This window comes from Nguyenibacter sp. L1 (assembly GCF_035199985.1).
Classification (GTDB): domain Bacteria; phylum Pseudomonadota; class Alphaproteobacteria; order Acetobacterales; family Acetobacteraceae; genus Gluconacetobacter; species Gluconacetobacter vanlangensis.
In genome coordinates this window covers 917,945-942,072 of record NZ_CP127015.1, presented here as the reverse complement: position 1 = coordinate 942,072, position 24,128 = coordinate 917,945, and the positions used below count along the sequence as shown (strand labels likewise).

Sequence of the window (24,128 nt, the reverse complement as noted above, 5' to 3'; positions counted from 1 at the left end):
CCCCGTAGAGGCCCCCGTAGAGGCCCCCGTAGAGGCCCCCGTAGAGGCCATGAACAGGCAACGCTGCTTCTCGCTGGCCGAATTGTGCCGGGAACTCGGCATCACGCCCCGATCGCTGCGCTTTTACGAAGACAAGGGCCTGATCGCCCCGGCCAGGGCCGGAACCCGGCGCATCTATTCGATGCGCGACCGCGCGCGCGCCAAGCTGGTGGTCCGCGGCAAGCAGCTCGGCTTCACCTTGAAACAGATCAAGGACCTGCTGGACCTCTACGACGCCGATCCGCAGCACCGGGTGCAGAAGGTCGCCCTGCTGAAGGAAATCCAGAAGCGCATCAGGACATTGCACGAAATGAACGCCGCCATCGCCACCACCCTGGCCGACCTCGAAAACATCCAGCAATCCATCATCGAATCCTTCGGCCGGGAAGAAGCCGCCTGAGCTAGGGTCTGTGGGGATTTGGGATTCCCATTTTAGCGGAGATGTGATTCACCCTCTGGATGGATCGCTTAGTACTGACCGATGCCCAATGGGCGAAGATAGAACCGCATTGCCTGGGTAAGCTGTCTGATCCCGGACGCAGTGGCCGCGACAACCGGCTATTCATTGAGGCGGTTCTTTGGATTGTCCGAACAGGCAGCCCATGGCGGGACCTTCCTGCCACATTCGGCAACTGGAATACGGCATTCCGTCGGTTTCGTGATTGGCGCGAAGCCGATGTTTTCAAGCGGATTTTTGATGCCTTGTCGGGAGACCCCGACATGGAATACGCCATGGTTGATGCCACTATCGTCAAGGTCCACCGGCACGGCCAAGGCGCAAAAGGGGGACTCAGAGCCAGGCCATTGGTCGTTCCAAAGGCGGGATAACGACCAAGATCCTGGCCCTGACCGATGCCTTGGGCAACCTTGTTCGCTTCAAACTGCTACCGGGGAACCGCTACGACACGATCGGCGTCGCCCCTTTGATCGATGGCATCAACTTCGAAGCCCTGCTGGGCGACAAGGCCTTTGATGCCAACTGGATCATCGAAGAACTCGACCAGCGAGGAGCGAAAGTCGTCATCTCACAACGGTCACAGCGCAAGAACCCGCGCGCCATTGACGAAGAGATATACAAATGGCGTCACCTGATCGAGAACTTCTTCTGCAAACTCAAGGAGTTCAAGCGCATCGCCATGCGAGCCTGCAAAACCGACCGGAGCTTCGAGGCGATGATATATCTCGCCGCAGGTGTCATCAACTCACGTTAAATCCCCACAGACCCTAGAGCAGATCCCGTTCAAACGGACTCGTTTGAACGGGTGAAGATGCTCGATAAAATAACAACCTAGAGCATTTCCACTGAACCGGTATTCGGTGGAAATGCTCTAGTGTCCTGCCCGAGAAATTCTTATGAGAATTTCTCGGATCAGCAGGCCACTAAAATGAACGGGACCTGCTCCTAATGCGCCGCGGCTTCCTTGGCGAACGCCTCGGCCGCCTCGGTCGCGATCCGCACGTCGTTCTCCTTCTTCATCCCCGCCACCCCGATCGCGCCGACGACCTCTTCGCCGACCTTCAGCGGCACGCCGCCGCGCAATACCATGAAGCCCGCGGTCACGAAGGCCACGCGTCCGTTGTCGGTATTCTCCTCGGTTTCCTCCGACGGGCGTTGCAGCAACGCAGCGGTGCGCGCCTTGCCCAGCGCCAGGTCCGGACTGCCGGGCCGCACATGGTCGAAACGGTCGAACGCCATCAGGCTGCCCCCACGATCGACGATCGCGATGGCGCAGGGCGCATGCAGGCGGGTGGCGCTGTCCATCGCGGCCTGCAGGGCGAAGTGCGCGCCGGCCCGATTCAGCGTGCCGACCATGTCGCTCAACGGCGCGGCCCGCGCGGGGGCCATCCCCAGCCCGCCCCACAGCAGGATCCCCGCCAATATGCCCAGCCTGTACGACGCCATTCGGAATTTCCATCATCCGCCAAAGGGTTTTCAGGCTTTAGACCGGATTCTCCCCGATGTGGAATAATAATCCCGTAACCTGCCATGGCAGCTCCGTTTCCGTCACGATATCCGCCGATCCCGCGCCAAAGGGTCCGTCATCAGGGGGCCCGTCATCAGCAGGCCAAGCAGCGTCAGCGCCGCGACCAGCGCCCCGGCGATGAAGGTGCCGCGAAATCCCGTCCGGTCCCACAGGGCACCCGCCATCAGGCTGGCCCCCAGCAAGGCCAGCCCCGTCACCATGTCGAACAGGCCGAAGGCCGTGCCGCGCCGCTCGGGCGGCGCGGTATCGGCAACCAGCGCGGTCATCACGCCCTCGGTAAAGCCCAGATGCAGGCCCCACAGCGCGACGCCCAGCGCGGCACCGGCCAGCGTGCGCGACAGGGCCAGCCACAGATCGGCGACGATCAGCAGCCCCAGCCCGACGGCCAGGACTGTCGGCCGCCGGACCCGGTCCGACAGGATTCCGGCCGGATAGGCCGCCAGCGCATACACGACGTTCATCACGACCAGGACCAGCGGCACCAGCGCGGGCCCCAAGCCCGCGCTGCGCGCGCGCAGCACCAGAAAGGCGTCGCTGAACTGGGCCAGCGTAAACAGCGCCGCGATCATCACCACCCGCCAATAGGGGCGCTCCAGGCCGCGCAGTTCGCGCCAGATCAACCGGCCCTTGCCCTCACCGACAGGCGCGACGCGGGGCAGGGCAGGGCGCGCCACCTCCCGCACTCCCACGATCATTACGCCAAGCGACAGGAACGCCGGCACGACCGCGCACCAGAAGACCGTGCGGAACCGGTCCGCCGTCGCCCACATCAGCCCGATCGCCAGCGCCGGCCCCAGAAAGGCGCCCACCGTGTCCAGCGATTGCCGCAGCCCGAAACTGGCGCCGCGCACCGCCGGCGGGGCGATATCGGCGATCATCGCGTCACGCGGCGCGCCGCGAATCCCCTTGCCGACCCGGTCGATGCAGCGCGCCACCGCCAGCCACCCGGCCGATCCGGCCAGCGGAAAGATCGGCTTGCTGCACGCGGCCAGCCCATAGCCGATCGCGGCCGGCAGCTTGCGCCGTCCCAGCCGGTCGCTCAACACGCCCGAGGCGATCCGGGTCAGCGACGCCGTCGCCTCGCCGGCCCCTTCGATCAGCCCGATCGTCAGCCCGGACAGGCCCAGGACGTTCAGCATATAGACGGGCAACAGCGCATGGATCATCTCGGACGAGACATCCATCAGCATCGACACGATCCCCAGCATCCAGACCCTGCGCGGAACGGCATGCCAGCCCGAACGCGGCGCATCCTCCGACATCGCTCACCCTCCCAGGGCCGGAACGCCGCTCCCCCAGGCGCGTTCGCCGGTCAGGCGCGCGATTCAAGCACATGCCGGTCCAGAACCCGCCGGTCCAGAATCCGCTGGCGCAGATACAGAAACAGCGGCAGCCCCAGCGACACACCCACCCCCAGCGTGGCCGGCAGCACGATCCACCACCCGCGCATTCCCAGCCGCCGGGCCTCCAGCCGCGCGAACAGCAGAAACGCGACGGCGGACACCACCACGTCGCGCACGAAGAACCGGCTGATCGGATTGGCTGCCATGTCGCGGACGAACAGGGCCGGCGCCAGGCCATGCGCGCCCAGCCACGGCACGAAGGCCGCATAAGGCAGGACCAGGCCCACGATGCACAGGGCAAGATAGAGATGGCGCGGCGTCATCACGATGATCCTTCTGATGGGCCTTCTGACGGGCCGTTCGACAGGCCGCCCGACCGGGGGTCAGACCAGTTGCAGCCAGGATGCGGCAGGCGCCGCGCGCCGCCACGCGCCGAACCGGGCGCAGATCCGGTACAGTACCGGCAGCGCCGCCAGCCAGACGCCCAGACCCACGGCGTAATGCGTGCCATGGCGGAAAAACAGCGCCCCGATCACCGCAAACAGCCACAGATGCATGACATAGAAGACCAGCGGCGCCCGGCCGAACACGCGCAGCACACGCGGCAGAACGGCATCCCGCTTCGTCGACAGTCGGGAAAACAGGTGAAACAGACACAAATTTCCGCCAAGCATCGACAGGACATAGACCAGGGACGGCGGATATTTGATCAGGTTGACGAATTCCCGCCACGACGCGTCGCGCGGCGGACGGATCGACCCGATGCCGCTCCAGCGCAGCGCCATCGCAACCCCGATGCCGGCCATCCCGGCGATCAGCGCGGCCCGTATGGCCCGCGCCGGCGCGACGGCCAGCCGGCGCCCCGCGGCAAAGCCCAGAAGCACGAACGCCAGCCAGGGCAGCAGCGGATATTCGACATACACGCCCCCGGTCTGACCGGGGACCAGCAGCAGCCGTGCCGCGATGCTCTCCGCCCGCATGGCGGCATCCGGCGGCGGCAGAAACAGCGGCGTGGCCGCCAGGCAGGGCAGGGCCAGCAAGAACGCGGCGCCCGGCCGCCGCAACAGGGGATGGAGCGCCCCCAGTACCAGCATGCAGCCGCCCAGGCAGGACAGGACGGTCCAGGCCAGATGGACCGGCGTGCCGTGCCCGGGCCAGGCGGGGGGCGGCTGGCCCGTCCCGTCGCCGGCAATGCCCACGATCCAGGCCGGCACCTCGATCACCTGGCTGACCGCCAGCACCAGCACCCCGCGCGCCAGCCAGTGGCGCCGGAACTGCGCGGCCCCCCAGTCCGGACGGCGCTGCGCCAGCAGCGCGGCCCCGGCCCCCATCCAGAAGAAGAATCCGGGCGCGCACAAATCGCTGGCCAGGCGCAGGAGCAGTTGCGTGACATCGCGTCCCGTATCGGCATAACGCGTCCAGGCCCCGCCCCAGAATTCCACCGAATGGCGCCGGACCACCAGCGCCCCGACATGGTCCAGCGCCATCAGCAGCATGATGGCGCCGCGCGTCGCGTCCAGCCCGTCCAACCGTTCCGCCGCCCGGCTCATGGCGCGGCCTCCCCGAACGGCAACAAATCCAGAAACGCCTCGATCGTCCGGGTCAGGCGCGGCGCGTCGCCGGTCGCGGCCAGTTCCAGCGTCGCGCCGCGAAACATGGCGACGATCATCCCGGCCAGCAGGTCGGCCCGCGCGGGCGCGATCCCCTCGTCACGCAGCCGCCGGCCGATGCCGTCCAGCCAGAATTGCGCGACCCGGCGCGGATAATCGCCGAAACGGGCCGGATCGCGGGTGGCAATGCCGTACATCTCGTAAAACAGGCACAGCGTCGGTCGCATCTCCGGCCGGGCCAGCCACAGCCACAGCGCGCGGAACACGGCGCGCGGCGGCCCGGCCGCTCGTGCCAGGCAGTCATCCATCTCCCGGCGTCCCGCCTCGCGCAGCGTGTCGAAGACGGTGCACAGCAACTGCTCGCGCGATTCGAAATGATACAGGATCGTGCGGTGGCTGGTGCCGATGGACGCCGCCAGCGGACGCAGCGAGAATTCGGCCACCCCATTCCGCCGGACATAGTCGATGATCTTGTCCAGCAGGCGCGGGCGCAGCGCGGGATCGATCGGTCTGGACATGGCGCCTGGCTACATTATTAATCCGATCGGTTCAATAACAAATCGCGCGTTTGCGATTTCCCGCCGCCGGCATCTCGGGGTCTGATCGGCGCAATGGCTTCACCGGCCTGGAGGGCAGCATGACCACCCCACGCGACTACATCTGCGAACGTATCCTGCTGACGAACGATGACGGAATCGACGCGCCGGGTCTGCGGGTGCTGGAACAGGTCGCGGCCCAACTGGCACCCGAAATCTGGGTGGTCGCGCCCCGGCATGACCAGAGCGGCACGTCCCATTCCATCAGCCTGCACGACCCGCTGCGCGTCAGCCCCCAAGGCGAGGTGCAAGGCGCGGCATCAGGCGCGGCATCCGGGGCGCGCCGCTTCGCCGTGCCCGGCACGCCGGGCGATTGCGTCGTCATGGGTGTGCGCCATCTGATGGCCGGACGGCGCCCCGACATGATCCTTTCGGGCGTCAATCGCGGCGGCAATCTCGGTGTCGAGACCGTGTTTTCCGGCACGGTGGGCGCGGCCATGACCGGCATGCTGCTGGGCATTCCCTCCATCGCGCTCAGCCAGGTCTTCGTGGCGGGGCAGGACGTGCCGTGGGACACGGCGCGCACCCTGGCCCCGGGCGTCATCCGGCAACTGGCCGCCATGGACTGGGCGGCCGAGGCCTGCCTCAACGTCAATTTCCCGGCCTGCCCGCCGTCCGAGGCACGAAAGATGCTCCTGACCAGCCAGGGTCTGGGATTGATGGACGGCGTGGACGTCGTCACCGGGACCGACCCCAGGGGCCTGCCGTACCACTGGCTGACGCTGACCCGCGCACGCCTCGCGGATGACGCCGGCAGCGAAGCGGCCGGCGTCGCCGCCTTCCACGTCACCGCGACGCCGCTCCGCTTCGAACGCACGCACGACTCCACGCTGGCGGCCATGCGCGCCGGGCTCTGAAACACCGCCCGGCCGGGCCGAAAAAACCGGGCCATTAGATCGAGATCAAGGACGCCCCCGGGCAACGGGACTATCGACCCGCTCCGTGACAGGGCCGTCTCGGCCCGGGTGGAGGCTTCATGAAGATCGTCCTGTTTTCGGCCGGCGAAGCGGCGGACGAAGCGGCATTTTCCGCGCTCGGCGGCGACCTGGCCGTTCTGCCGGTCACGGCGCCGCTCGATGCCGGCAATGTGGACGCCCATGAAGACGCCGACATCGTCAGCGGCTTCGCCGGCTGCGATTTCAGCGCCGCCACCCTGTCCCGCCTGCCCAGGCTGCGCTTCATTGCGGTCCGCGCGACCGGCTTCGACAATGTCGATCTCGCCTATTGCCGTGCCCGCGGCATCCTGGTGTCCAACGTGCCGGCCTACGGCGACAGCACGGTGGCGGAACATGCGTTCGGCCTGCTGCTCGCCTTGTCGCGCCGGACCGTACCCTGCGCCGAGGCCACGCGGCGCGGCGATTTCACCTTCTGCCCGGACCGGGGGTTCGAACTGCGCGGCAAGGCGTTCGGCGTGGTCGGGACCGGCCATATCGGCCGCCGGGCCATCGAGATGGCATTGGGGTTCGGCATGACCGTGCTGGCCTATGACGCCATGCCGTCACCGGACCTGCAGGCCCGGCCCGACATCCGTTATGTCACGTTCAACGCCCTGCTGGCCGAAGCCGACATCGTCAGCCTTCACGTCCCCGCCACCCCGCAGACCGACGGCATGATCGGCGCTGCCGAACTGGCCCGGATGAAACGCGGCGCGGTGCTGATCAACACGGCGCGGGGGCAGGTCGTCGATCACGCCGCCCTGGTCGGCGCGCTGGAACGCGGCCACCTGGCGGCGGCAGGGCTCGACGTGCTGCCCGACGAGACCCTGCTGCGTCATCCCGACAAATTCTTCGCCCCGGACCAGGCCCCGTCGGCCACGCAACTGCGCGCGGCCCTGGCCGCGCGCGCCTTGGCCAGCATGCCCAACGTCATCGTGACCCCCCACAACGCCTACAACACGCAAGAAGCCTTCCGCCGGATCGTCGAGACGACGATCGCCAATATCCGGGCCTTCGCGGAAGGCAACCCGATCAACCTGGTGGGATAGGCCTTTCGCCCTGCCGTTCGAGAAACGTGACGGCCTCGTCCCAGCCCCGGACGCGCGGTGTCCAGTCGACGGTCCTGTTGTGCGGTGCGTCGAACAAGACGCCCTGGCCCTTGAAGCGGCGGAAATGCCGGACATTGTCATCGACCAGGAAATCCGCGGCCAGGATGCTCTTGTCGCCGCAGAACACGATGTTCAGCGGCGAAATGAAGGGAAAATGCTCCCGCAGCCACGCGAACTTGGCGGCGCACGACGCCGGATATTCCATCGCCGCCGTGGTGATGAACACGTCGAAGCGGGCGCCCAGATGCCGCAGCGCGTCCCTGGCGCCGGGCATGACGTCCAGCGTGCGGAAAAATTCGCCCTGATGCAGCAGGTCTTCCATCATCACCACATGCGCGGGATCGGCCAGGTCGGCGAAATGCCTGCCGTGCAGCATGTCGGCCGTCCAATCATAGCCGTGCCGGGTCCGATACCAGTTCCATTGCGCGCTAAAGGCGTCGGCGATGACTTCGTCCATATCGACGGCGAGGCGAGGGCGGTATTCCATGACGATCACTCTTGCCAGTCCCGGCCTGCTTGGACAATGAACTCTGCGTGCGACCTGCGGTCGACGAACTCTACGTGCAACCTGCCGGTCGACGAACTCTGCGCGCGACCTGCTCGGTCGACAGGAAATGGAGGCAACGAGAATGACGGACCGAGACAGCGACATGCCGGCCGAACCCCCTCGTTGCTCCTGGGCCCGGACCGATCCGCTGCTGCGCCTCTATCACGACCAGGAATGGGGCATGCCGGTGCATGACAGCCGCGCCCTGTGGGAAATGCTGATGCTCGAAGGCTTCCAGGCCGGATTGTCCTGGCTGACCGTCCTGCGCCGGCGCGACGGCTTCCGCCGTGCCTTTCGCGGTTTCGATCCGGACATCGTCGCCCGTTTCGACGACGCGGACGTCGAACGCCTGATGGGCGATCCCGGCATCATCCGCGCCCGCGCCAAGATCGTGGCGACGATCGGCAATGCGCGCGCCTGTCTGGCCATGCGCGACCGGGGCGAGGATTTCGCGGCCTTCGCCTGGGGCATGGTGCCGGATGCGCCGGTCCGCAACCGTACCGGTGAAATCCTGGCGCAATCACCGCTGTCGCAGGCCATGTCCCGGGCGCTCAAGGCAAGGGGGTTCAAATTCGTCGGGCCGGTGATCGTCCATGCCTGGATGCAGGCCGTCGGCATGGTCGACGACCACGACCCCGCCTGCTTCCGTCACATATCCTGAACCCACATACGCTGTTCCAGTTGGCCCTGTTCACTTGGCCCGTTCAGTTGGTGGTGCTGACGCTCCAGGTCGCGCTGATCACGTCGGGGCTGCGGGCGATATGGTCGCTGATCATGTCCAGCTCCTGCGGATCGGCCGAGGTCGGCACCAGCAGGGCGGCCAGTTCCACATGCTCGTCGCTCTCGGACAGGGTCTCGATGTCGCGGATCGGGTAATGATGGTGCTCCAACTCGTCCGCCAGCAGGTCGCGCGCGGCCGAGACATGCTCGGGCCGGCAGATCACGTGCATCCGGTACAGCGCCTCGGTCGTGTCCGGATTCAGCGGGCGGCGATCGACGAATTCCACCAGCGGGCGCAGCAGCGTATTGCCCGCCAGCACGAACAGCGCGACCAGGATCGCCTCGCCCGGCAGCCCGGCGCCGGAAAACGCCCCCACCGCCGCGGTGGACCACAAGGTCGCCGCCGTGTTCAGCCCCCGCACCTGGCCGCCATCCTTCATGATGACGCCCGCGCCCAGAAACCCGATGCCCGAGACGACATAGGCGATCACCCGCACCGACCCGTCGGGGCCCGACAGCCGTACGCCCAGATCGACGAATGCGGCGGCCCCCACCGCCACCAGCGTGTTGGTGCGCAGCCCGGCGGTGCGCTGGCGATATTGCCGCTCCAGGCCGATGACGGCCCCCAGGACGAACGAAACCGACAGCGCGACCGCCGTATGCAGAAAGGCAGGCAGGTCGAACATGAACGGTCTCCCGGCCGCGCCATCTCTGTCGGGCGCATGCACGCATGAACGGAACGACGCGCGGAACAATGCCGGCCGCACCGGCCGGCGCGGCGGTTTTAGGCATCATCGACCGCTCGAGTCCAGTAGGCGCCACCGGCCTCCGTGACGAAATCGTGTGGCCCGCCCCGTCGCGCGCGGCGGCGGGGCGGCTGGCGGTTTTCGGGGGCGCTGCTACTGTCCCGGGGGCCCGGCCGCCGACGGCCGCCCGCGAAAATCATCGATCGAACAGGGAGACGCCCATGGAACAGACAGGACGGGAAAAGACACTATACGCCACGATGCGCGCGCTGCCCGGGCACGAGGAAACCCTGGCCGCCATGCTGCGCGACCTGGCGCGCGACGTGCGGGCCGAACCCGGATGCCTGCGCTTCGTCGTCTATCGCCTCGCGTCCGACCCGGCCGCCTTCCATGTCGAGGAGACCTATCGCGACCAGGCGGCGTTCGAGGCGCATATCGGCATGGACCATGGCAGGCGCTTCAACGCCGCGATCCGGACGATGGTCGAAGGCGGCGCGTCGAACGTGGTGTTCCTCGACCTGGTCGCCTGAACGGCCGCACGGGACTCGCGTAACCCCGGATCACTCGTCGCCCTGCGCGCCCGTCGCGGCGCGCAGGCTGGCCAGCGGCAGGTCGATCCGGATCGCGATGCCGCGTTCCGTCCGCTCCCGCCGAAAGCTGCCGCGCAATTGCCGCTCGATCACCATCGTCAGCAGGCGCGAGCCGAAACCCGGCTCGGCGGCCTGGCCGGCGGCCGGATCGGCGGGGGCCGGCGGCGCCAGCTCGTCCCATTCGTGCCAGAGGATGCCGATCCGCGCGTCCGACCGCCGGCACGTGATGGCCAGCCGGCCCGGCGGCCTGCCCAATGTGCCGTGTTTCGCGGCATTGGTGGCCAGTTCATGAAAGATCAGGGCCAGCGGCGTCGCCGTCCGGGCGTCGATCGCGGCATCGTCTCCGTCGATCGTCAGCCGCCCGGCAGGAGCCGTCTCCCCATACGGGGACAGGATGCGGCGCAGCAATTCCTGCAGCGAATATCCGGCCTGCTGGGCGGTTTCGTTGCCCGTCCGCGCCCTGATGAAATCATGCGTATGCGCCAGCGCGCGCAGCCGCGCGCGCAGCTTTTCGGCAAACGCGTCCGCGTCCTGGCCATCCTCCAGCGTCAGGTTGATCAGGGCATAGACGATGGCGAACAGGTTCTTGATCCGGTGATCCAGTTCCCGCTCCACCAGGGCGCGCTCGGTTTCCAGGCACTTGGCCTCGTGAATGTCGGTCATCGTGCCGATCCAGCGCGGTGTTGCGCCCGCCTCGCCGGCGATCGGCAGGGCAATCACCTGCCCCCAGCGATATTCGCCCGAATGATGGCGCAGCCGGCCCTGGACATCCATCCGCTGCCCGGTCGCGACCGCGTCGCGCCAGGCGGCCATGACGCGGTCGCGATCGTCGGGATGCAGGAAATCCTGCCACGGGCAGGGTTCGCCCGGCGCGTTCGCATGGCCGGTGAAATCCTGCCAGCGCCGGTTGCAGTAATCGTTCCTGCCGTCCGCGTCCCAGCCGAAGACGATATGCGGCAACGTGTCGGTATAGGTCCGGAACTGCCGTTCGCTGGCGGCCAGCGCCATCGACGTCTCGACCTGCTGCGTCACGTCGACCGCGACGCCCGAACAGCGCGCCGGCCTGCCGTCCGGGCCCGGCAGCATCCGGGCCGACGTCACCACCCATCGGGTCCGGCTGCCGCCGATCACCCGATGCTCGCAGCGATAATTTTCCCCGCGCTCCCTGGCCCGGCTCAGCGTGCTTACGACCCGTTCGCGGTCATCGGGATGGATCCCGGCAATAAAGAGCGCACGATCGGCGCCCCGGGCCGCGACGGCCGGGTCCACCCCGTGCAGCAGTGCGAAACGTTCGTCGGTGGTGACGATTTCGGTGTTGAAATCGACCTCCCACGTGCCGACCAGCCCGCCGGCCTGCAGCGCCAGGTCCAGCCGGTGCTTCGCGTGCTGCAGGTCCAGCCGCGTCCGCACCCGCTCGGTGGTCTCTCCACCCGACAGCAACGCCCCCCGCACGGCGCCGTCCTGGTCGAAGATCGGGGTGAAATCGATGTCGAACCAGCGCGAGACCAGTTCCCCGTCCTGATGCATGCGCATCCGCACGTCCTGGAAATGGGATGGCTGGCCCAGGAAGGTGCGCGCCACCGCCTCGCGATAGAAATCGGCGGCCTGGGGAAACACGCCCGCCATCGGCCTGCCCAGCGCGTCCGCGTAATCCGGGCCGACGATGTCGCACATGACCCGGTTCGGAACCAGCAGCCCCTGCCGCCCGATCAGCACCGCCATGGGCGAGGACGACGCGACGGCCAGCCGGACCGCATAGCGCAGGCAGTCCGGCCAGGTCTCGACGGCGCCCGCCGGCGTCGCCGCCCAGTCGAAGCCCAGGATCGCCGCCAGTTGCGGATCCCCGGGCTGGCCCCTGACCTGCCGGGCCGATGCCGGATCGCCCGCATGGCGGGAAAACAGGCCGACCATCGACACTTCCTCCCATTTCCCGTTTCTCTGCATAAATGAGACGAAACAGACCAAATATGTCCTTCGAATGGACAAAATATGTCCATTCAATCCCGAAATCGGCACAAGCCGTGCCGGCTTCAACCATCACGCCACGCATGCCGCAGGGCCGGGCTCATCGCCCGGAGCAGGCCCCGAGGCATGCCGTGCCTCGGCGCGTGGCTTCTTGTTTTTTTGAAATACAGAGCCAAAAAATTCTTGAATTTTCAGGCTGCGATAATTCGGATCAAATGAATCCAAAAACAATAAAAGTCTTTTTGCTTCTTTTTCTTCAGAAAAAGAAGAGTCTTCTTCGGACGGCCAGCCTAACCGACTCGGGCGGCGATGCATAGGGGCGCGGCGTGACGGCTGCCGAACCTATCTTGTCCTTACGTCTTGAAAATAGGAAGACTCTTTTCCTCGCGGTCCACAGGGGGCATGGCACGATGCTGGCGCATTTCACCGATCACGCGGCCAACGAACGGACCTTCCTGGCCTGGATCCGCACCGCGCTGGCCGTCATGGCCTTCGGCTTTTTGGTCGAACGGTTCGACCTGTTCCTGCAGGTCGCGGCCGCGTCCCTGGGCGGACATCCCATCTCGGTCCGCCGCCAGTTGTTCGGCGACCTGATCGGCCTGCTTCTTCTGGTGCTGGGCGGCGTCATGATGGTGGTGGCGACGCTGCGCTATCGCCGCAACCGGGCCCTGATCGACTCGCCGGACCTCCAGGCGGGGCAGGACGGCCGGGGCGACCTGGTGCTGGTGGGCCTGCTGCTCCTGCTGGGGGGCGCGCTGTTCCTCTATCTGGTGGTCCACGTCCTGACGTCGGTCTAGAGCCATATCCATTCACACTGGTTCACGGATATGGCTCTAGCTCATTGTTTTAACGAGCATCTTTATCCGACCGGATGAGTCCATCCGGTCGGATGATGCTCTAAGAGCCGATCCCCGCGGATCAGCCCGCCTCCGTGCCAGCCGGGTCCAGCATCGCGGCGAAGGACGCGGCGCTGCGGCCCGGATCGCGGGCCCGGTGGCGGATCATCAGGAAACGCCGCTCGGGCAGGGCAAAGGGCACCTGCCGCAGCAATCCCGCCTCCAGGCTGGCCGCGACGACCGAGGCCGACAGCACGGTGGCCCCCGCGCCGGCCTCGGCAGCGGCCCGTACCGCCTCGTTCGACGGCAGTTCCAGCCCGATATCCAGCGCCTCCGGCGCCAGGCCCATCCCCAGCAGGAAGGACGCGAATTCCGAGCGCGTGCCCGATCCGGCCTCGCGCAGCACCCAGGTGCCCGCCGCCAGGTCCGACGCCGTGCGGGGCGGGGTTTCGCTCCAGGGATGCCCGGGCGGGACGACCAGGACCAGTTGGTCGCGCGCGACGACGCGGCTCGTCAGGCTCTCATCCTCGATCGCGCCCTCGACAAAGCCCAGCGCGGCGTCGCCGTCGCGCACGGCCCGCGCCACCTGGGCGGTGTTGCCGATCGACAGCCGGATGTCGATCGACGGGTAACGGGCATGGAACGCCACCAGGCGGGCGGGCAGCCAATAGCCTGCGATCGTCTGGCTGGCATGGATCGGCAGCACGCCGCGCCGCAGCGCGCCCAGATCGGCCATCAGCAGGCGCGCCGCCTCGGCACGGTTCAGCACCGCACGCGCTTCGTCCAGGAACAGCCGGCCCGTCCCGGTCAATTCGATGCGGCGCCCGACCCGGTCGAACAATTGGGCCCCGAATTCGGCCTCCAGCACCGCGACGGCATGGCTGACGGCCGATTGCGCCAGGTTCAGCGCCCGCGCCGCCGCCGTCACATGCTGGCGCTCGGCCACCGCGACGAAGATCCGCAACTGCTCCAGCGTCATCGGCCGCCGCTCAAGTCAAGCGGACCAGCGGTCACGCGGACGGAGAGGCGGACGACGGGGCAGAGGGCGGGGCGGGCAGGGCACGCACCAGCAGCGCCACCGCCTCTTCCAGCATGCGTCGATCCTGCGGGGTGAAACGATCCTTGACCGGGCTGTCGATGTCCAGGACCCCGATCAACCTGTCGCCGGACAGCACGGGAATGACGATTTCCGATTCCGACGCTGCGTCGCAGGCGATATGGCCGGGAAATGCATGCACGTCCGGCACGACGACCGTCTCGCGCCGCGCCGCCGCCGTGCCGCAGACCCCCGCGCCCAGCGCGATGCGGGTGCAGGCGACGCGGCCCTGGAACGGCCCCAGTACCAGCTCATCCCCGCGCAGCAGATAGAAGCCGGCCCAGTTGACGCGCGGCAGCGCCTCGAAGATCAGGGCCGCGACGTTCGCGCAATTCGCCACCAGGTCATGCTCGCCGGCCAGGACGCCGGCAATGCTGGACAACAGGTCGTCCGGCGTGATGCGCGCGGCGGAAAGAGTATTCATGGATGACAGCCTCCGGGGTATGAGGACGCGCCGCGCCGGGTGCGGCGATCGCGGACGGCGGCCCGTATCATGCCCGCTCCGTCATGCCCGCTTCCCTAGTGTCCTGATTCCGAAATTCGCAAGCGAATTTTGGAATCGAAAGGACACTAGAATCAATATTTTAGTGTCCTGCCCGAGAAATTCTCATAAGAATTTCTCGGGCAGGACACTAGGTCGGGACAAGCCGCCGTGGGACCGTTCAGTGCCCTCGGCGTCAGTGCCCTCAGCGATCGACATGCCCCAGATCATGCTCGGGGGCGATGACGTCCCGCACCCGTTGCTTCAATGCCTTGGGACCGGGAAAGCCGCCATCCCGCTTGCGCTCCCAGATCACCGTGTCGCCCACCGTGATCTCGAACCGCCCGCCGGTATCCGGAACCAGCGCCACCTCGCCGATCGCGTCGCCGAACGTCGCAAGGATCTCCTGCGCCATCCAGGCCGCGCGCAGCAGCCAGTTGCAGGCGGTGCAATAACGGATGGCAACGCGCGGGCCGGAACCGACCATGATCCGTCATCCTTCCGCTGGACCGTCTTCCGCCGGGCGCCCGGGCAGGCACACATCGACCAAAAAGTGCCTGGGCTCGAAATGTGCCAGTGCCCGGCTACCTGGCCCAGCTACCTGGCGCGACCGACCGTCAGACGGTCTTTTTCAGGTTGGGACTGGCCTTGAACCGGACGGTCTTGCCGGCCTTGACCTTCACGGGCTCGCCCGTGCGGGGGTTCAGCGCCTTGCGCGCCTTGGTCTTGTGCACCGTGAAGGTCCCAAAGGACGGCAGGGTAAAGCCGCCTTCGTCCTTCAGCGTCTCCACGATGGCGTGGATCAGGTCGTCAGCCGCCTTGCCGGCGGCAACGCCCGTGCAGGAAAGAGAATCCTGAAGTACGGCGGCGATAAAAGCCTTGCTCATGGAGGAGCGTGTCCCAATAGTTATCGACGGCGCAACGGTAGCAGCCAGGCGTGAAAATTGTCTAACCTCATCATAGAGGGCCGGTGCGATTCGCGGAACACGCGACGGCGATCTGCTGTAAATTTTATTTCATATTGGCCGGCATTCCCGCCAATTTCCGTTTTCAAAGGCCGGAAGCCCGCATTGTCGCGACAGGGTGTCCGCGCGGGGGCGCCATTCCGAAGGGACACATCATGACAGGACCCATCGTCAACCTCGCCGACGTCGAATTGCGGCCCCGCCCCGCGAAATTCGCGCCCCAGGGCCCCGAGGCCGCCTTGTTCGATGCCCGGATGGGCATGATCTCGGCCCGGCTGGGCGCGCGCAAGCTCGGCTACAACCTGACCGCCGTGCCGCCCGGCAAGCGCGCCTTTCCCTTCCACAGCCACCAGGCGAATGAGGAAATGTTCCTGATCCTGTCGGGCCACGGTGAAATCCGCATCGGTGACGCCCGCTATCCGGTCGGGCCGAACGACGTCATCGCCTGCCCGCCGGGCGGCCCGGCCACCGCGCATCAGATCATCAATACCGGCACCGAGGAACTGCGTTACCTGGCCGTCAGCACCAGGATCAGTCCGGAAATCGCCGAATATCCCGATAGCGGCAAGTTCGGCGTGCTGTCGGACATGGCGACCGACGCCCAGGGGGCGCCGCGCACCTTCACCTTCGTCGGGCGCGAGGGCGATTCGCTCGAATACTGGCCGGATAATCGTTGAGACTCTCCGTTTCGCTCCCCTTTTTCTCCGGAATAGGAACGTGCCCCCGTCAGGCCGCCGCGCGCCGCGCCAGGAAACGGGTCAGCGCGGGGGTGACCGCCACCACGACGACGAAACGCACCAGTTGCATCGCCATGACGAATGCCAGGTCGACAGGGCTGGACGCCGCGATGATGGCCACCGAATCCGCGCCGCCGGGCGACGTGGCCAGATAGGCCGTCAGCGGATCGATCCCCGCCAGTCGCGCCAGCACCCATCCCATGCCCCCGCACAGCACGATCAACGCCGCGATCGCGGCCAGGACCCGGGGGGCCGCGCGCGCCGCATGGCGCAGGATCGGACGCGTGAACCGCAGCCCTATGCTCCATCCCACCAGCACATAGGCCGCCGCCAGCAGCCAGGGCGGCAGGATGATCGCAAGCCCCCCGCCATCCTGTGCCGCCACCCCCAGGGCCAGCGGCAGCAGCAGCGCCCCGGCCGGCACCGCCAGCCGGCGCGCCAGGACCACGCCGCCGCCGATCAGGCCCAGCGTTGCGGCGAATTGCGGGACCGGCAGCGGCGGAAACCAGATCACGGGCGGGCGGTGCCCCATATCCACCCCCCACCATCGCGCCACGAGCGACGCCGTCAGCGCGACGCACAGCACGCGCATATATTGCATGAAGCCGACCAGCCGGCTGTCCGCGCCGAACGCATCGGCCATCAGGACCATGGCGGTGGCCGCCCCGGGCGAGATCCCCCACAGGGCGGTCGTGCCCGGCAGCACCCGCAGGCGCATCAGCATCCAGCCCAGCACGATGCCGGCCACGATGGCGAACAGGACGCCGCCCAGGAACAGCGGCCAGTTCCGCGCCACCTCATCCAGGATCGACGGCCGCAGGCCGCGCCCGATCATGCAGCCCACGATCCCCTGGGCCAGGGCGAAGGGCAGGGGGGCGACGCGGACCGACCCCTCCAGCAGCGCCTGCAGGATCCCCGCGCCGATGGCCCCCATCAGCAGCGCCGCGGGCAGATGCAGCATCGTCAGCGGACAAACCACCGCCACCGTCAGCACGCCCAGCATTGTCCACTGCATCCATGCCGGCCGAGCGGCGTATGAACCAGGGAAGAACGGCGGACGATGCGTCATGGCGGACAGCCCGGAGCAGGATCGGGAAACCAGGATCGGGAAACTGGGGTCAGACGGGGGCCAGCGCGATGGACGCGGCATCGGTCACGCGCGACAGGCGCGGAAAGATGTGGCGCAGCGCGAAATCGTGCTGCTCGGCGGCCCCGGCACTGCACCCGTCTTGCGCCACGACGACGTCGTACCCCAGTTCCCAGGCATGGCGCAGCGTGGATTCGACCCCGATATTGGTCGAGATTCCGGCCAGAACGATGGTCCTGACGCCGCGCCGGCGCAATTGCAGGTCCAGCTCGGTGCCGTGGAACGCGCCCCATTGGCGTTTGGTGACGATGATGTCCCCCGGCTGCTCCAGCCCTTCGGCCAGTTGGTCCCATCCCGGCGGAAAGCCCCCCGGCGGTATCCGGGTCGGCGCGTCCACGTTGGTCGGCGGCAGGTCGCCCCCATCGGCGGAAAACGAAACACGGACCAGAACCACCGGCGCCCCGGCGGCGCGGAATGTTTCGGCCAGGCGCCGTCCGGTCTCCAGCACCGCCGGCCCGGTGCGCGGGGCCAGCTCCATGCCGACGATGCCGTTCTGTAGATCGATCAGAACAAGGGCGGTATGACGCGGATCGAGTACGGTCATTGGCGTATGTCCATGGCAGGTTGATCGGAATATGATAGGCGAGGAATCCCTCGCAAAACGGATAATTGAGGATGCCTTCGCAAAAATCAACTCCCACCGCGCATGCCCCTGGATCGGCCCCCGTCGCGCCCAAGCGCCAGCGCGGGCGCCAGCGCGTGGCGGCGATCCTGGCGGCGGCATCCGACCTGTTTTTCGAAAAGGGCTTCGATGGCGCGACGATGACCGAAATCGCGGCGCGCTCGGACACCGCCATCGGGTCTCTCTACCGCTTCTTCCCGACCAAGGAGAGCCTGGCCGACGCCCTGCTGGGCCATTACCTGGCCTGTCTGCAGGCCAGGCTGGACGACATCGCCACGCGCCCTGCGACGCTGGGGCCCGCCGCCTTCGCCGACGCCCTGCTCGACATGGCGTTCGACTTGCGGGACGAGCGGGCGGCGGCCGTGATCCTGATCGATGCGCGCCGGGACGGCCCCTACCAGCGCGCGACGCTGCGGGACATGATGCGCGGACGGATCGGCGCGCTGCTGCACCGCATCGCCCCCGCTTTGCCGCCCGAGCGCGGGGCGGCGGTGGCGACGATGATGCTGCAATTCCTCAAGGCGGTTCCCGTCCTGGCGGAGGAAGAGCGGCGGACCGGCGCGCCGCTCCTGGCGGAATTGCGCCGCGCCGCCCGGCTCTACGCGACCGCCGCCCTGACGGCGGACGGAACGGCCCCCTGACGAAAAAAAGGGGGGCCGGAAACCGGCCCCCCGATCGATCAGGTCGAAACGTCCGGGACAGATCGTTCAGAACAGTTCGATATGGCTCTTGAAGCCCAGCATCGCGGTGTCGTGCAGCACGCGTTGACCGCCGGGGTTGAAATAATACTGGAAATCCGGGGCGAAGGTGATGCCCCGATAGACATGGATCTGGTAATTGGCTTCCAGGTTCATGCCATAGCTCTGCGGGCCATAGGCCCCGTTCAGCAGCGATCCGGGGGCCACGCCTTCCAGAAGCTGCAGGGTCTGGGTCTTCGACGCCAGCGGCGAGACACGGATATAGGAGAAATTGACGCCGATCGCATCATGCGGCCGCGCGGCCCAGAATCCCCGCGCCAGGAAGCCCGCCTCGTACTGTTCCGAACGCATCGAGATTTTCTCGGTGTTGTAGTAGAAGCCGCCCAGGAAGGTCACGCCGGCATCCGAAGCACCTCCCTTGAAATGATGCAGCATCTGGTCGACCAGGAACCACGCCGCATTCGCGCCATGGTCCTGGCGCGGCGGCAGGCCCGTCAGCGCCCAGGCATTGCCGAAACCGTCGTAATAGACATCCTTGTGGTCCACGGTGTCCCGCGCATAGCCGAACTTGTAGTGGCCCGGCAGCGTCCCGTGGCCGAAAGTCGGCTCCCAGCCGATTTCGACCGGCACCGTCTCGCCGTTGATGTCGGCGCCGTTGAATTTCAGGCCGGTGCGATATTGCTGCACGCCATAGATGCCGGCCTGGTCGAAATAGACGCCGGTCTGGATATAGGTCGTCGTCGTCGGCCGGAACCGCAGCCGCAGCGCCCAGTTCGAATCGGGATAGGACGAATGCGCGGTATTGTCCGAAGACGCCTTGGGGTTGCCGCAGAACGCATTGTTCATGAAGTTGCAGTAGAGCGGGTTGGACGAAAAATCGTTCAGGAACGGTATGCGCCCGGCCGCCACGTCGAACCGGCCCTTCCACAGCGTCTCCTCGCCATAGCCATAGACGAAGTGGAAGAACACGTTGCCGCCGCCGCCATAGATTTCCGAACTCGGGTCCATGTTGTCGCCGAACATGCGGCTGGCCGGAATGCCGTAGCGGCCGACGGCCACGGCATGGGTGGAAAACCCGGTCCAGCCCGCCAGCTTCTCCCAGTCGATATCGTTTTCCAGCCCGTACTGGCCGGCGTTGGAACTGCCCATGCGCAGCCCGTACCCGGGGGTGACCGATCCGATATTGCCCGTAAATTCGTTGGTATTGTCCAGCAGGATGGCAACGCCGCGGTCGCGCAGCCAGCTATTCCACCCGAACGGGTCGGGCCACAGCGCCTCGGGCTGCGGCAGGGGCGGCACCGACGATCCGGGGGCGAACGGGGTCTGGTTCAACGGCGTCGCGACCCGGATGCTGGGGTTGAGGGAGGTCTGCGCGACCGCGCCGCCGGCGACGCACAGCGCAATGCCGGTGCAGGCGCAAAGCAAGGTGCCGCGCGACACCGCACGGGCCATAAAAGTCTCGGCCGGGGAAATTTGCTTTTTCATCGTTGTTTTTGTTCTTTTTGTTAAAGCACGCCGTCCGGACTGGACGTGCCAGCCGGCGCGCCGGGTTTTGCACGACGAAGGTCAGGGTCGATACGCTACCCCATCGGAACGAACGGCGGAGCCCGCTCCGCGTCTTCGAGGCGGACATCCGCGAAGGACGGATTTTTCGGACGCTGGCCGGAATCCTGATCGGCCCTCCGGCCCGGAACCGGGAAAAATTGTCTTCATCATATTTTTCTTGCTTATAGAAGACGTAAGATTTGTTCTTACACTCTACGCTTACGACAAAAATAACCCCCGATCAAGGAACTGGTTTCGCTATTGGCGGAGGGGCCTTCCAAATATCTCCGCACGTTTTAGTGACCACAACATGCATCGCGATAATCCGGCCATCGATCGTCTCAATGGACGCACGGCCAATGACGTATGAAAAGCAGCACACGCATTGATTATGGCTAATCAATAGGAAAAGTTCCCGCATAGGGGATGATTGACATGTTTCTACACTGCTGATGCATAATGGTCACAGTCATCAGGACCGGGATCCCCCGCGCCGCCCCGCGCCATGACCTGCCGACCGGCGGCGGCACGAACCGCGGTCGCGCAACATCGTTTGCCGCCGCAATCCGGCTATTTTATTGAAATTCCGCATGTTCCCGCATGCGCGGCGGCGGCGTGCGCGCCCCGGTTCCCAAAAACATAAAACGCCGTCAAGGATGTAAAAAAACTACCATACATCTGCTGCCGAATTTTCACGCACAAGCCGGTGTGTCGGGATTACATGACTGTCACGTATCTGTGACCCAAATAACGCATGTTGCGTGGAGGGGCGCGGAGCACGGAAGGACTGCCATGTCGCCTGACGCCTGCCTGCCGCCCCGGGGTGAAATCGCCCCGCTTGCCTGTGCTCGCCTGCCTGCGTTCGGCCTGCCGTGTCCGGCCTGCCTGTCCGGCGTGACAGTGTGGTCCTGAAGACATGACGTTCAGGCCACCGCTCCCGATCCTGCGAAGTCGGTCGGTGCGTCGCAAAACAAGATACGACGCCCGAAATAAAAATCAGGCGAAATAAAGTAATACGGCCTCATTTTATCTCTCGTATGGAGTTGACGTAAATGCGCACGCGCGCCTGCACGCCTGTTTACCGTCGTGCCGTTCTGTGTCTCGCCACCGCCCTTGCCCCGATCGGCGCGCCGCTCCTGCACGCGCAGGACCTGCAGCCCGCCCCCGGCCGGCACCAGCATAAGCCGCGCCATCACGGCAAGCATGCCGCCCATGCCAAGGGCGACGCGGCGACGGCCACGCCCGGTGCCCAGGTCGCGCAAGCCGCGCCGCGCCCCAGGCACAAGAAGAAGGCCGAGCATGCCTCGGTCCCGGAAAATCTGGAAGTCGTGGGCGCGCGCAGCAGCGCGCAGGCCAGCGGCATCGGATCGATCGAGCAGGCGCGCGTGCTGCAGATGAACGCGCCCAACCTCATCAACGTGATGCCGCAATCCGAAATCGAGAAGGTCCCCAACTATGTGCTGGGTGACGCGGCGCGCCGCCTGCCCGGTGCCTCCGTCATCAACAAGAGCGGCGAATCCCGCTCGATCCAGATCCGCGGCCTCGACCCCAACCTGAACGGCGTCACGTTCGAGGACGTCATCCTGCCCGCCGGCTCGATCAACGGCAGCGGCCGCGCGGTGCCGCTGGATGCGATCCCCGCCCCGCTGGCCGGCGGCCTGGAACTGATCAAGACCAACCGTCCCGACCAGGACGCGTTCGCCCTGGGCGGCCAGCTCAATATCCTCTCGCGCGATATCGGGCCGAACGACCAGCCGTTCCTGAACATCTCGGCCGCCGGCGGCATCCGTGACCCGCACCCCACGCGCCTCTTCGACGGCACGATCGCGGGCGGCATGCGCTTCGGCCTGGACGGCAACCCGTTCGACAAGCACGGCGGCGGCGACAGGCCCTTCAGCGTCAGCTTCTTCGCCACCGCCCTGTCGGACTGGCTGATGCTGGACGATCTGCAGCAGAAATGGGCCGGGACCCCGGGGCAGGGCGTTCCCGTCAAGCAGGCCGACCAGCTCATGTATTCGGGCCACAAGGTCCGCTGGGGCTACGGCGGCACACTGGGCTGGGACGTCGACAGACATACCAGGATTTATCTGAAGATGTTCGATTCCGGCATCGAGGCCCCGGTCATCAAGTATGACCTGACCTTCAAGCCCGGCAAGACGATCACGATGGACCCCACGCTGCCCGGCGCCTATACGTCCAACTCGTCGACCAGCCTCAGCATGAACGACGTATGGGTCCATAACGAGGAACGCGTCTACAAGTTCGGCGGCCTCAGCGACGTCGGCCGCTTCAAGCTCGATTACTGGGGCGCGTGGGCCAGCAATTTCCTCTACACGCCCTATTCCTACAGCGCCTCGTTCAACAACGCCAACACGGTCCCCGTCTATTACAACAACATCACCAACGCGCTGCGTCCGACCGCATCCGCGATGACCAACCTGGCGAACTATAACAGCTACACGCTCTCCAGCCTGTCCAACGCGCACCAGAACGATTTCGACGGCGAGTGGGCCGGCCATGTCGGCGCGTCGACCAGGCTGGATGTCCTCGACGTCAAGGGCCTGCTCAGCTTCGGCGGCGGCCTGCGCATGGAACATGTCACCCACAACGACCCGCAATATACCTATGGCGGCGTGCCGTCGGCCAATGCCGGCGCGTGGGCGGGCAACCAGACCTACACCCTCTTCAACGGCATGTATAATCTGGGCACCCCGCCGGGCACCCAATATGTCCGCCAGATCCTCAGCAATCCCTATCCGGGCCTCAGGGAAAACGTCGCGGCCGACGCCATCACCACGCGGCAATCCTTCATCGACGACAACGAGAACATCTATAACCTCTACCTGCAGTACCAGGCCACCTGGCGGCGTTTCGGCGTCCTGGCCGGCGTGCGCTACGAGAAGACCGACGGCGTCTATCGCGGCATCGCCACCTCGGTCGTCAACGGCCAGACCCAGCTCGCGCCGCGCGCCGTGGGCCAGGAATATGCCAATCTGTTCCCCAGCATCCAGTTGCGCTACAATTTTACCGACAACCTGATCGCCCGCGCCAACTGGTCGACGGCCATCGGCCGTCCCGGCTTCAACGCCGTCACCGCCTCGCAGACGATCAATTACCAGAACGCCTCGATCAGCCAGGGCAACCCGAACCTCAAGCCGACGACGGGCACCAATTTCGACGTCGACCTCGAATATTACCTGCCCAGGGGCGGCATCCTGTCGGCCGGCGCCTTCGACAAGGAATTCAAGAACTACGTCGTCAACTACACGAATTACGTCTCGGGCTATCCCGGCATTCCCGGCCTGGCCACGGTCTCGACCTACGCCAACATCCCGTTCGCCTCGGCCCGCGGGTTCGAACTGAACTACCGCCAGCAATTCACTTTCCTGCCCGGCTTCTGGAAGGGCTTCGGCATCGGCGGCAACATGACCTTCGTCGACTCGCGCGGCCGCAGCCGCAACGGCGTGTTCGAAACGCTGCCCAACACCGCCTCGCATATCTATAATTTCGAGGTCTTCTACATCCACGGCCCGCTGACCCTGCAGTTCGACGGCAACTATCAGGGCCTGACCATGACGGGGCTGGGCTCGGTCCCCAACCAGGACAGCTTCGTGCAGCCCTACCTGAATTTCGACGTCGGCGCGCGCTACGCCATCACCCGGAATTTTCAGCTCTATTTCCAGGGGCGGAACATCACCAACACGATGCAGAACGCCACCCAGGGCAGCAGTTCGAAGAACATGGTCGAGCTGCAATATTACGGCTCGTCCTACCTGTTCGGCCTCAACGCGAAGTTCTGACGCGTTTCCGAAACGG

The 24,128-nt window shown here is 66.2% G+C and carries 26 protein-coding genes; 10 read left to right on the top strand and 16 right to left on the bottom strand.

Features of this window, described 5'->3' with window-relative positions; translation table 11 throughout:
* Positions 1 to 49 precede the first annotated feature (49 nt).
* Together QN315_RS04180 and QN315_RS04175 are read left to right on the top strand one after the other, a co-directional pair.
* Positions 50 to 439 (top strand): MerR family DNA-binding transcriptional regulator, encoded by a 390-nt coding sequence (locus QN315_RS04180; protein ID WP_176641047.1) that lies wholly within the window; start codon positions 50 to 52, stop codon positions 437 to 439.
* Positions 440 to 498: 59 nt separating this feature from the next.
* Positions 499 to 1,250 (top strand): IS5 family transposase gene (locus tag QN315_RS04175; RefSeq protein WP_176641871.1). Its coding sequence is split into 2 segments (ribosomal slippage): positions 499 to 829 and positions 829 to 1,250, totalling 753 coding nucleotides; the frame shifts between segments, so codons are not numbered across the junction.
* A 191-nt stretch (positions 1,251 to 1,441) separates the two neighbouring features.
* Here the strand turns inward: QN315_RS04175 and QN315_RS04170 are convergent.
* From QN315_RS04170 to QN315_RS04150, 5 genes are all read right to left on the bottom strand, one after another.
* Complete coding sequence (locus tag QN315_RS04170; protein ID WP_323991631.1) at positions 1,442 to 1,942, bottom strand: heme-binding protein; 501 nt, start codon at positions 1,940 to 1,942, stop codon at positions 1,442 to 1,444.
* 102 nt (positions 1,943 to 2,044) lie between these two features.
* Positions 2,045 to 3,286: an MFS transporter gene (locus QN315_RS04165; protein ID WP_323991630.1), complete on the bottom strand. Its 1,242-nt coding sequence runs from the start codon at positions 3,284 to 3,286 to the stop codon at positions 2,045 to 2,047.
* Positions 3,287 to 3,336: 50 nt separating this feature from the next.
* Positions 3,337 to 3,690, bottom strand: coding sequence for a DUF2834 domain-containing protein (locus QN315_RS04160; protein WP_323991629.1), 354 nt, complete (start codon positions 3,688 to 3,690; stop codon positions 3,337 to 3,339).
* Between the two features lie 60 nt (positions 3,691 to 3,750).
* On the bottom strand, positions 3,751 to 4,917 hold the full coding sequence (locus QN315_RS04155) for a heparan-alpha-glucosaminide N-acetyltransferase domain-containing protein (RefSeq protein WP_323991628.1): 1,167 nt from the start codon (positions 4,915 to 4,917) through the stop codon (positions 3,751 to 3,753).
* Positions 4,914 to 5,495, bottom strand: a complete 582-nt coding sequence (locus QN315_RS04150) for a TetR family transcriptional regulator (protein WP_323991627.1) — start codon at positions 5,493 to 5,495, stop codon at positions 4,914 to 4,916. The genes QN315_RS04155 and QN315_RS04150 overlap by 4 nt, the downstream gene beginning before the upstream one ends.
* Before the next feature lie 119 nt (positions 5,496 to 5,614).
* Here QN315_RS04150 and surE point away from each other — a divergent pair, with 119 nt between their 5' ends.
* Both surE and QN315_RS04140 read left to right on the top strand, forming a co-directional pair.
* The gene (gene surE, locus QN315_RS04145; RefSeq protein WP_323991626.1) at positions 5,615 to 6,430 is read left to right on the top strand and encodes a 5'/3'-nucleotidase SurE; all 816 of its coding nucleotides are present in this window, start codon (positions 5,615 to 5,617) and stop codon (positions 6,428 to 6,430) included.
* A gap of 119 nt (positions 6,431 to 6,549) precedes the next feature.
* On the top strand, positions 6,550 to 7,557 hold the full coding sequence (locus tag QN315_RS04140) for an NAD(P)-dependent oxidoreductase (RefSeq protein ID WP_323991625.1): 1,008 nt from the start codon (positions 6,550 to 6,552) through the stop codon (positions 7,555 to 7,557).
* Here QN315_RS04140 and QN315_RS04135 read toward each other — a convergent pair.
* Positions 7,541 to 8,104, bottom strand: a complete 564-nt coding sequence (locus tag QN315_RS04135) for a 5' nucleotidase, NT5C type (RefSeq protein WP_323991624.1) — start codon at positions 8,102 to 8,104, stop codon at positions 7,541 to 7,543. The two genes, QN315_RS04140 and QN315_RS04135, sit on opposite strands and share 17 nt — an antisense overlap.
* Positions 8,105 to 8,246: 142 nt before the next feature.
* Here QN315_RS04135 and QN315_RS04130 point away from each other — a divergent pair, with 142 nt between their 5' ends.
* Entirely contained in the window at positions 8,247 to 8,825 is a 579-nt protein-coding gene (locus QN315_RS04130; protein ID WP_323991623.1) for a DNA-3-methyladenine glycosylase I, read from the top strand.
* A 43-nt stretch (positions 8,826 to 8,868) separates the two neighbouring features.
* Here QN315_RS04130 and QN315_RS04125 read toward each other — a convergent pair whose 3' ends face one another.
* Positions 8,869 to 9,570, bottom strand: a complete 702-nt coding sequence (locus QN315_RS04125) for an MgtC/SapB family protein (RefSeq protein ID WP_323991622.1) — start codon at positions 9,568 to 9,570, stop codon at positions 8,869 to 8,871.
* Positions 9,571 to 9,851: 281 nt separating this feature from the next.
* On the opposite strand from QN315_RS04125, the gene QN315_RS04120 reads away from it, so the two are divergent.
* Positions 9,852 to 10,160, top strand: a complete 309-nt coding sequence (locus tag QN315_RS04120) for a putative quinol monooxygenase (RefSeq protein WP_323991621.1) — start codon at positions 9,852 to 9,854, stop codon at positions 10,158 to 10,160.
* Positions 10,161 to 10,190: 30 nt separating this feature from the next.
* Here the strand turns inward: QN315_RS04120 and QN315_RS04115 are convergent, their stop codons facing one another.
* Together QN315_RS04115 and QN315_RS04110 are read right to left on the bottom strand one after the other, a co-directional pair.
* Positions 10,191 to 12,131 (bottom strand): PAS domain-containing protein, encoded by a 1,941-nt coding sequence (locus QN315_RS04115; RefSeq protein ID WP_323991620.1) that lies wholly within the window; start codon positions 12,129 to 12,131, stop codon positions 10,191 to 10,193.
* A gap of 126 nt (positions 12,132 to 12,257) precedes the next feature.
* Positions 12,258 to 12,500: a hypothetical protein gene (locus QN315_RS04110; protein WP_323991619.1), complete on the bottom strand. Its 243-nt coding sequence runs from the start codon at positions 12,498 to 12,500 to the stop codon at positions 12,258 to 12,260.
* A gap of 95 nt (positions 12,501 to 12,595) precedes the next feature.
* On the opposite strand from QN315_RS04110, the gene QN315_RS04105 reads away from it, so the two are divergent.
* Entirely contained in the window at positions 12,596 to 12,982 is a 387-nt protein-coding gene (locus tag QN315_RS04105) for a DUF202 domain-containing protein (RefSeq protein WP_323991618.1), read from the top strand.
* Between the two features lie 121 nt (positions 12,983 to 13,103).
* Here the strand turns inward: QN315_RS04105 and QN315_RS04100 are convergent, their stop codons facing one another.
* The 4 genes from QN315_RS04100 to QN315_RS04085 form a co-directional block, all read right to left on the bottom strand.
* Positions 13,104 to 14,000, bottom strand: a complete 897-nt coding sequence (locus tag QN315_RS04100) for a LysR substrate-binding domain-containing protein (RefSeq protein ID WP_323991617.1) — start codon at positions 13,998 to 14,000, stop codon at positions 13,104 to 13,106.
* Between the two features lie 31 nt (positions 14,001 to 14,031).
* Complete coding sequence (locus QN315_RS04095) at positions 14,032 to 14,541, bottom strand: GAF domain-containing protein (protein ID WP_323991616.1); 510 nt, start codon at positions 14,539 to 14,541, stop codon at positions 14,032 to 14,034.
* Between the two features lie 262 nt (positions 14,542 to 14,803).
* A complete protein-coding gene (locus QN315_RS04090) occupies positions 14,804 to 15,085 on the bottom strand; it encodes a SelT/SelW/SelH family protein (protein WP_176640832.1) in 282 nt (93 codons plus the stop codon).
* 130 nt (positions 15,086 to 15,215) lie between these two features.
* Entirely contained in the window at positions 15,216 to 15,485 is a 270-nt protein-coding gene (locus QN315_RS04085; protein ID WP_176640831.1) for an HU family DNA-binding protein, read from the bottom strand.
* Positions 15,486 to 15,718: 233 nt separating this feature from the next.
* Between QN315_RS04085 and QN315_RS04080 the strand changes: the two genes are divergently transcribed.
* Positions 15,719 to 16,240, top strand: a complete 522-nt coding sequence (locus QN315_RS04080) for a cupin domain-containing protein (protein ID WP_323991615.1) — start codon at positions 15,719 to 15,721, stop codon at positions 16,238 to 16,240.
* Between the two features lie 49 nt (positions 16,241 to 16,289).
* Here QN315_RS04080 and QN315_RS04075 read toward each other — a convergent pair whose 3' ends face one another.
* Together QN315_RS04075 and QN315_RS04070 are read right to left on the bottom strand one after the other, a co-directional pair.
* On the bottom strand, positions 16,290 to 17,315 hold the full coding sequence (locus QN315_RS04075) for an AbrB family transcriptional regulator (protein ID WP_323991614.1): 1,026 nt from the start codon (positions 17,313 to 17,315) through the stop codon (positions 16,290 to 16,292).
* Between the two features lie 103 nt (positions 17,316 to 17,418).
* Positions 17,419 to 17,991, bottom strand: a complete 573-nt coding sequence (locus QN315_RS04070; RefSeq protein ID WP_323991613.1) for a hydrolase — start codon at positions 17,989 to 17,991, stop codon at positions 17,419 to 17,421.
* Between the two features lie 71 nt (positions 17,992 to 18,062).
* Between QN315_RS04070 and QN315_RS04065 the strand changes: the two genes are divergently transcribed.
* Positions 18,063 to 18,710 carry a helix-turn-helix domain-containing protein gene (locus QN315_RS04065; protein ID WP_323991612.1) on the top strand — a complete coding sequence of 216 codons (648 nt, stop codon included), beginning with the start codon at positions 18,063 to 18,065 and terminating at the stop codon, positions 18,708 to 18,710.
* 66 nt (positions 18,711 to 18,776) lie between these two features.
* On the opposite strand, the gene QN315_RS04060 is transcribed toward QN315_RS04065, so the two are convergent.
* Positions 18,777 to 20,252 carry a carbohydrate porin gene (locus tag QN315_RS04060; protein ID WP_323991611.1) on the bottom strand — a complete coding sequence of 492 codons (1,476 nt, stop codon included), beginning with the start codon at positions 20,250 to 20,252 and terminating at the stop codon, positions 18,777 to 18,779.
* Between the two features lie 1,112 nt (positions 20,253 to 21,364).
* On the opposite strand from QN315_RS04060, the gene QN315_RS04055 reads away from it, so the two are divergent.
* Positions 21,365 to 24,112, top strand: a complete 2,748-nt coding sequence (locus QN315_RS04055) for a TonB-dependent receptor (protein ID WP_323991610.1) — start codon at positions 21,365 to 21,367, stop codon at positions 24,110 to 24,112.
* Positions 24,113 to 24,128: the final 16 nt, after the last annotated feature.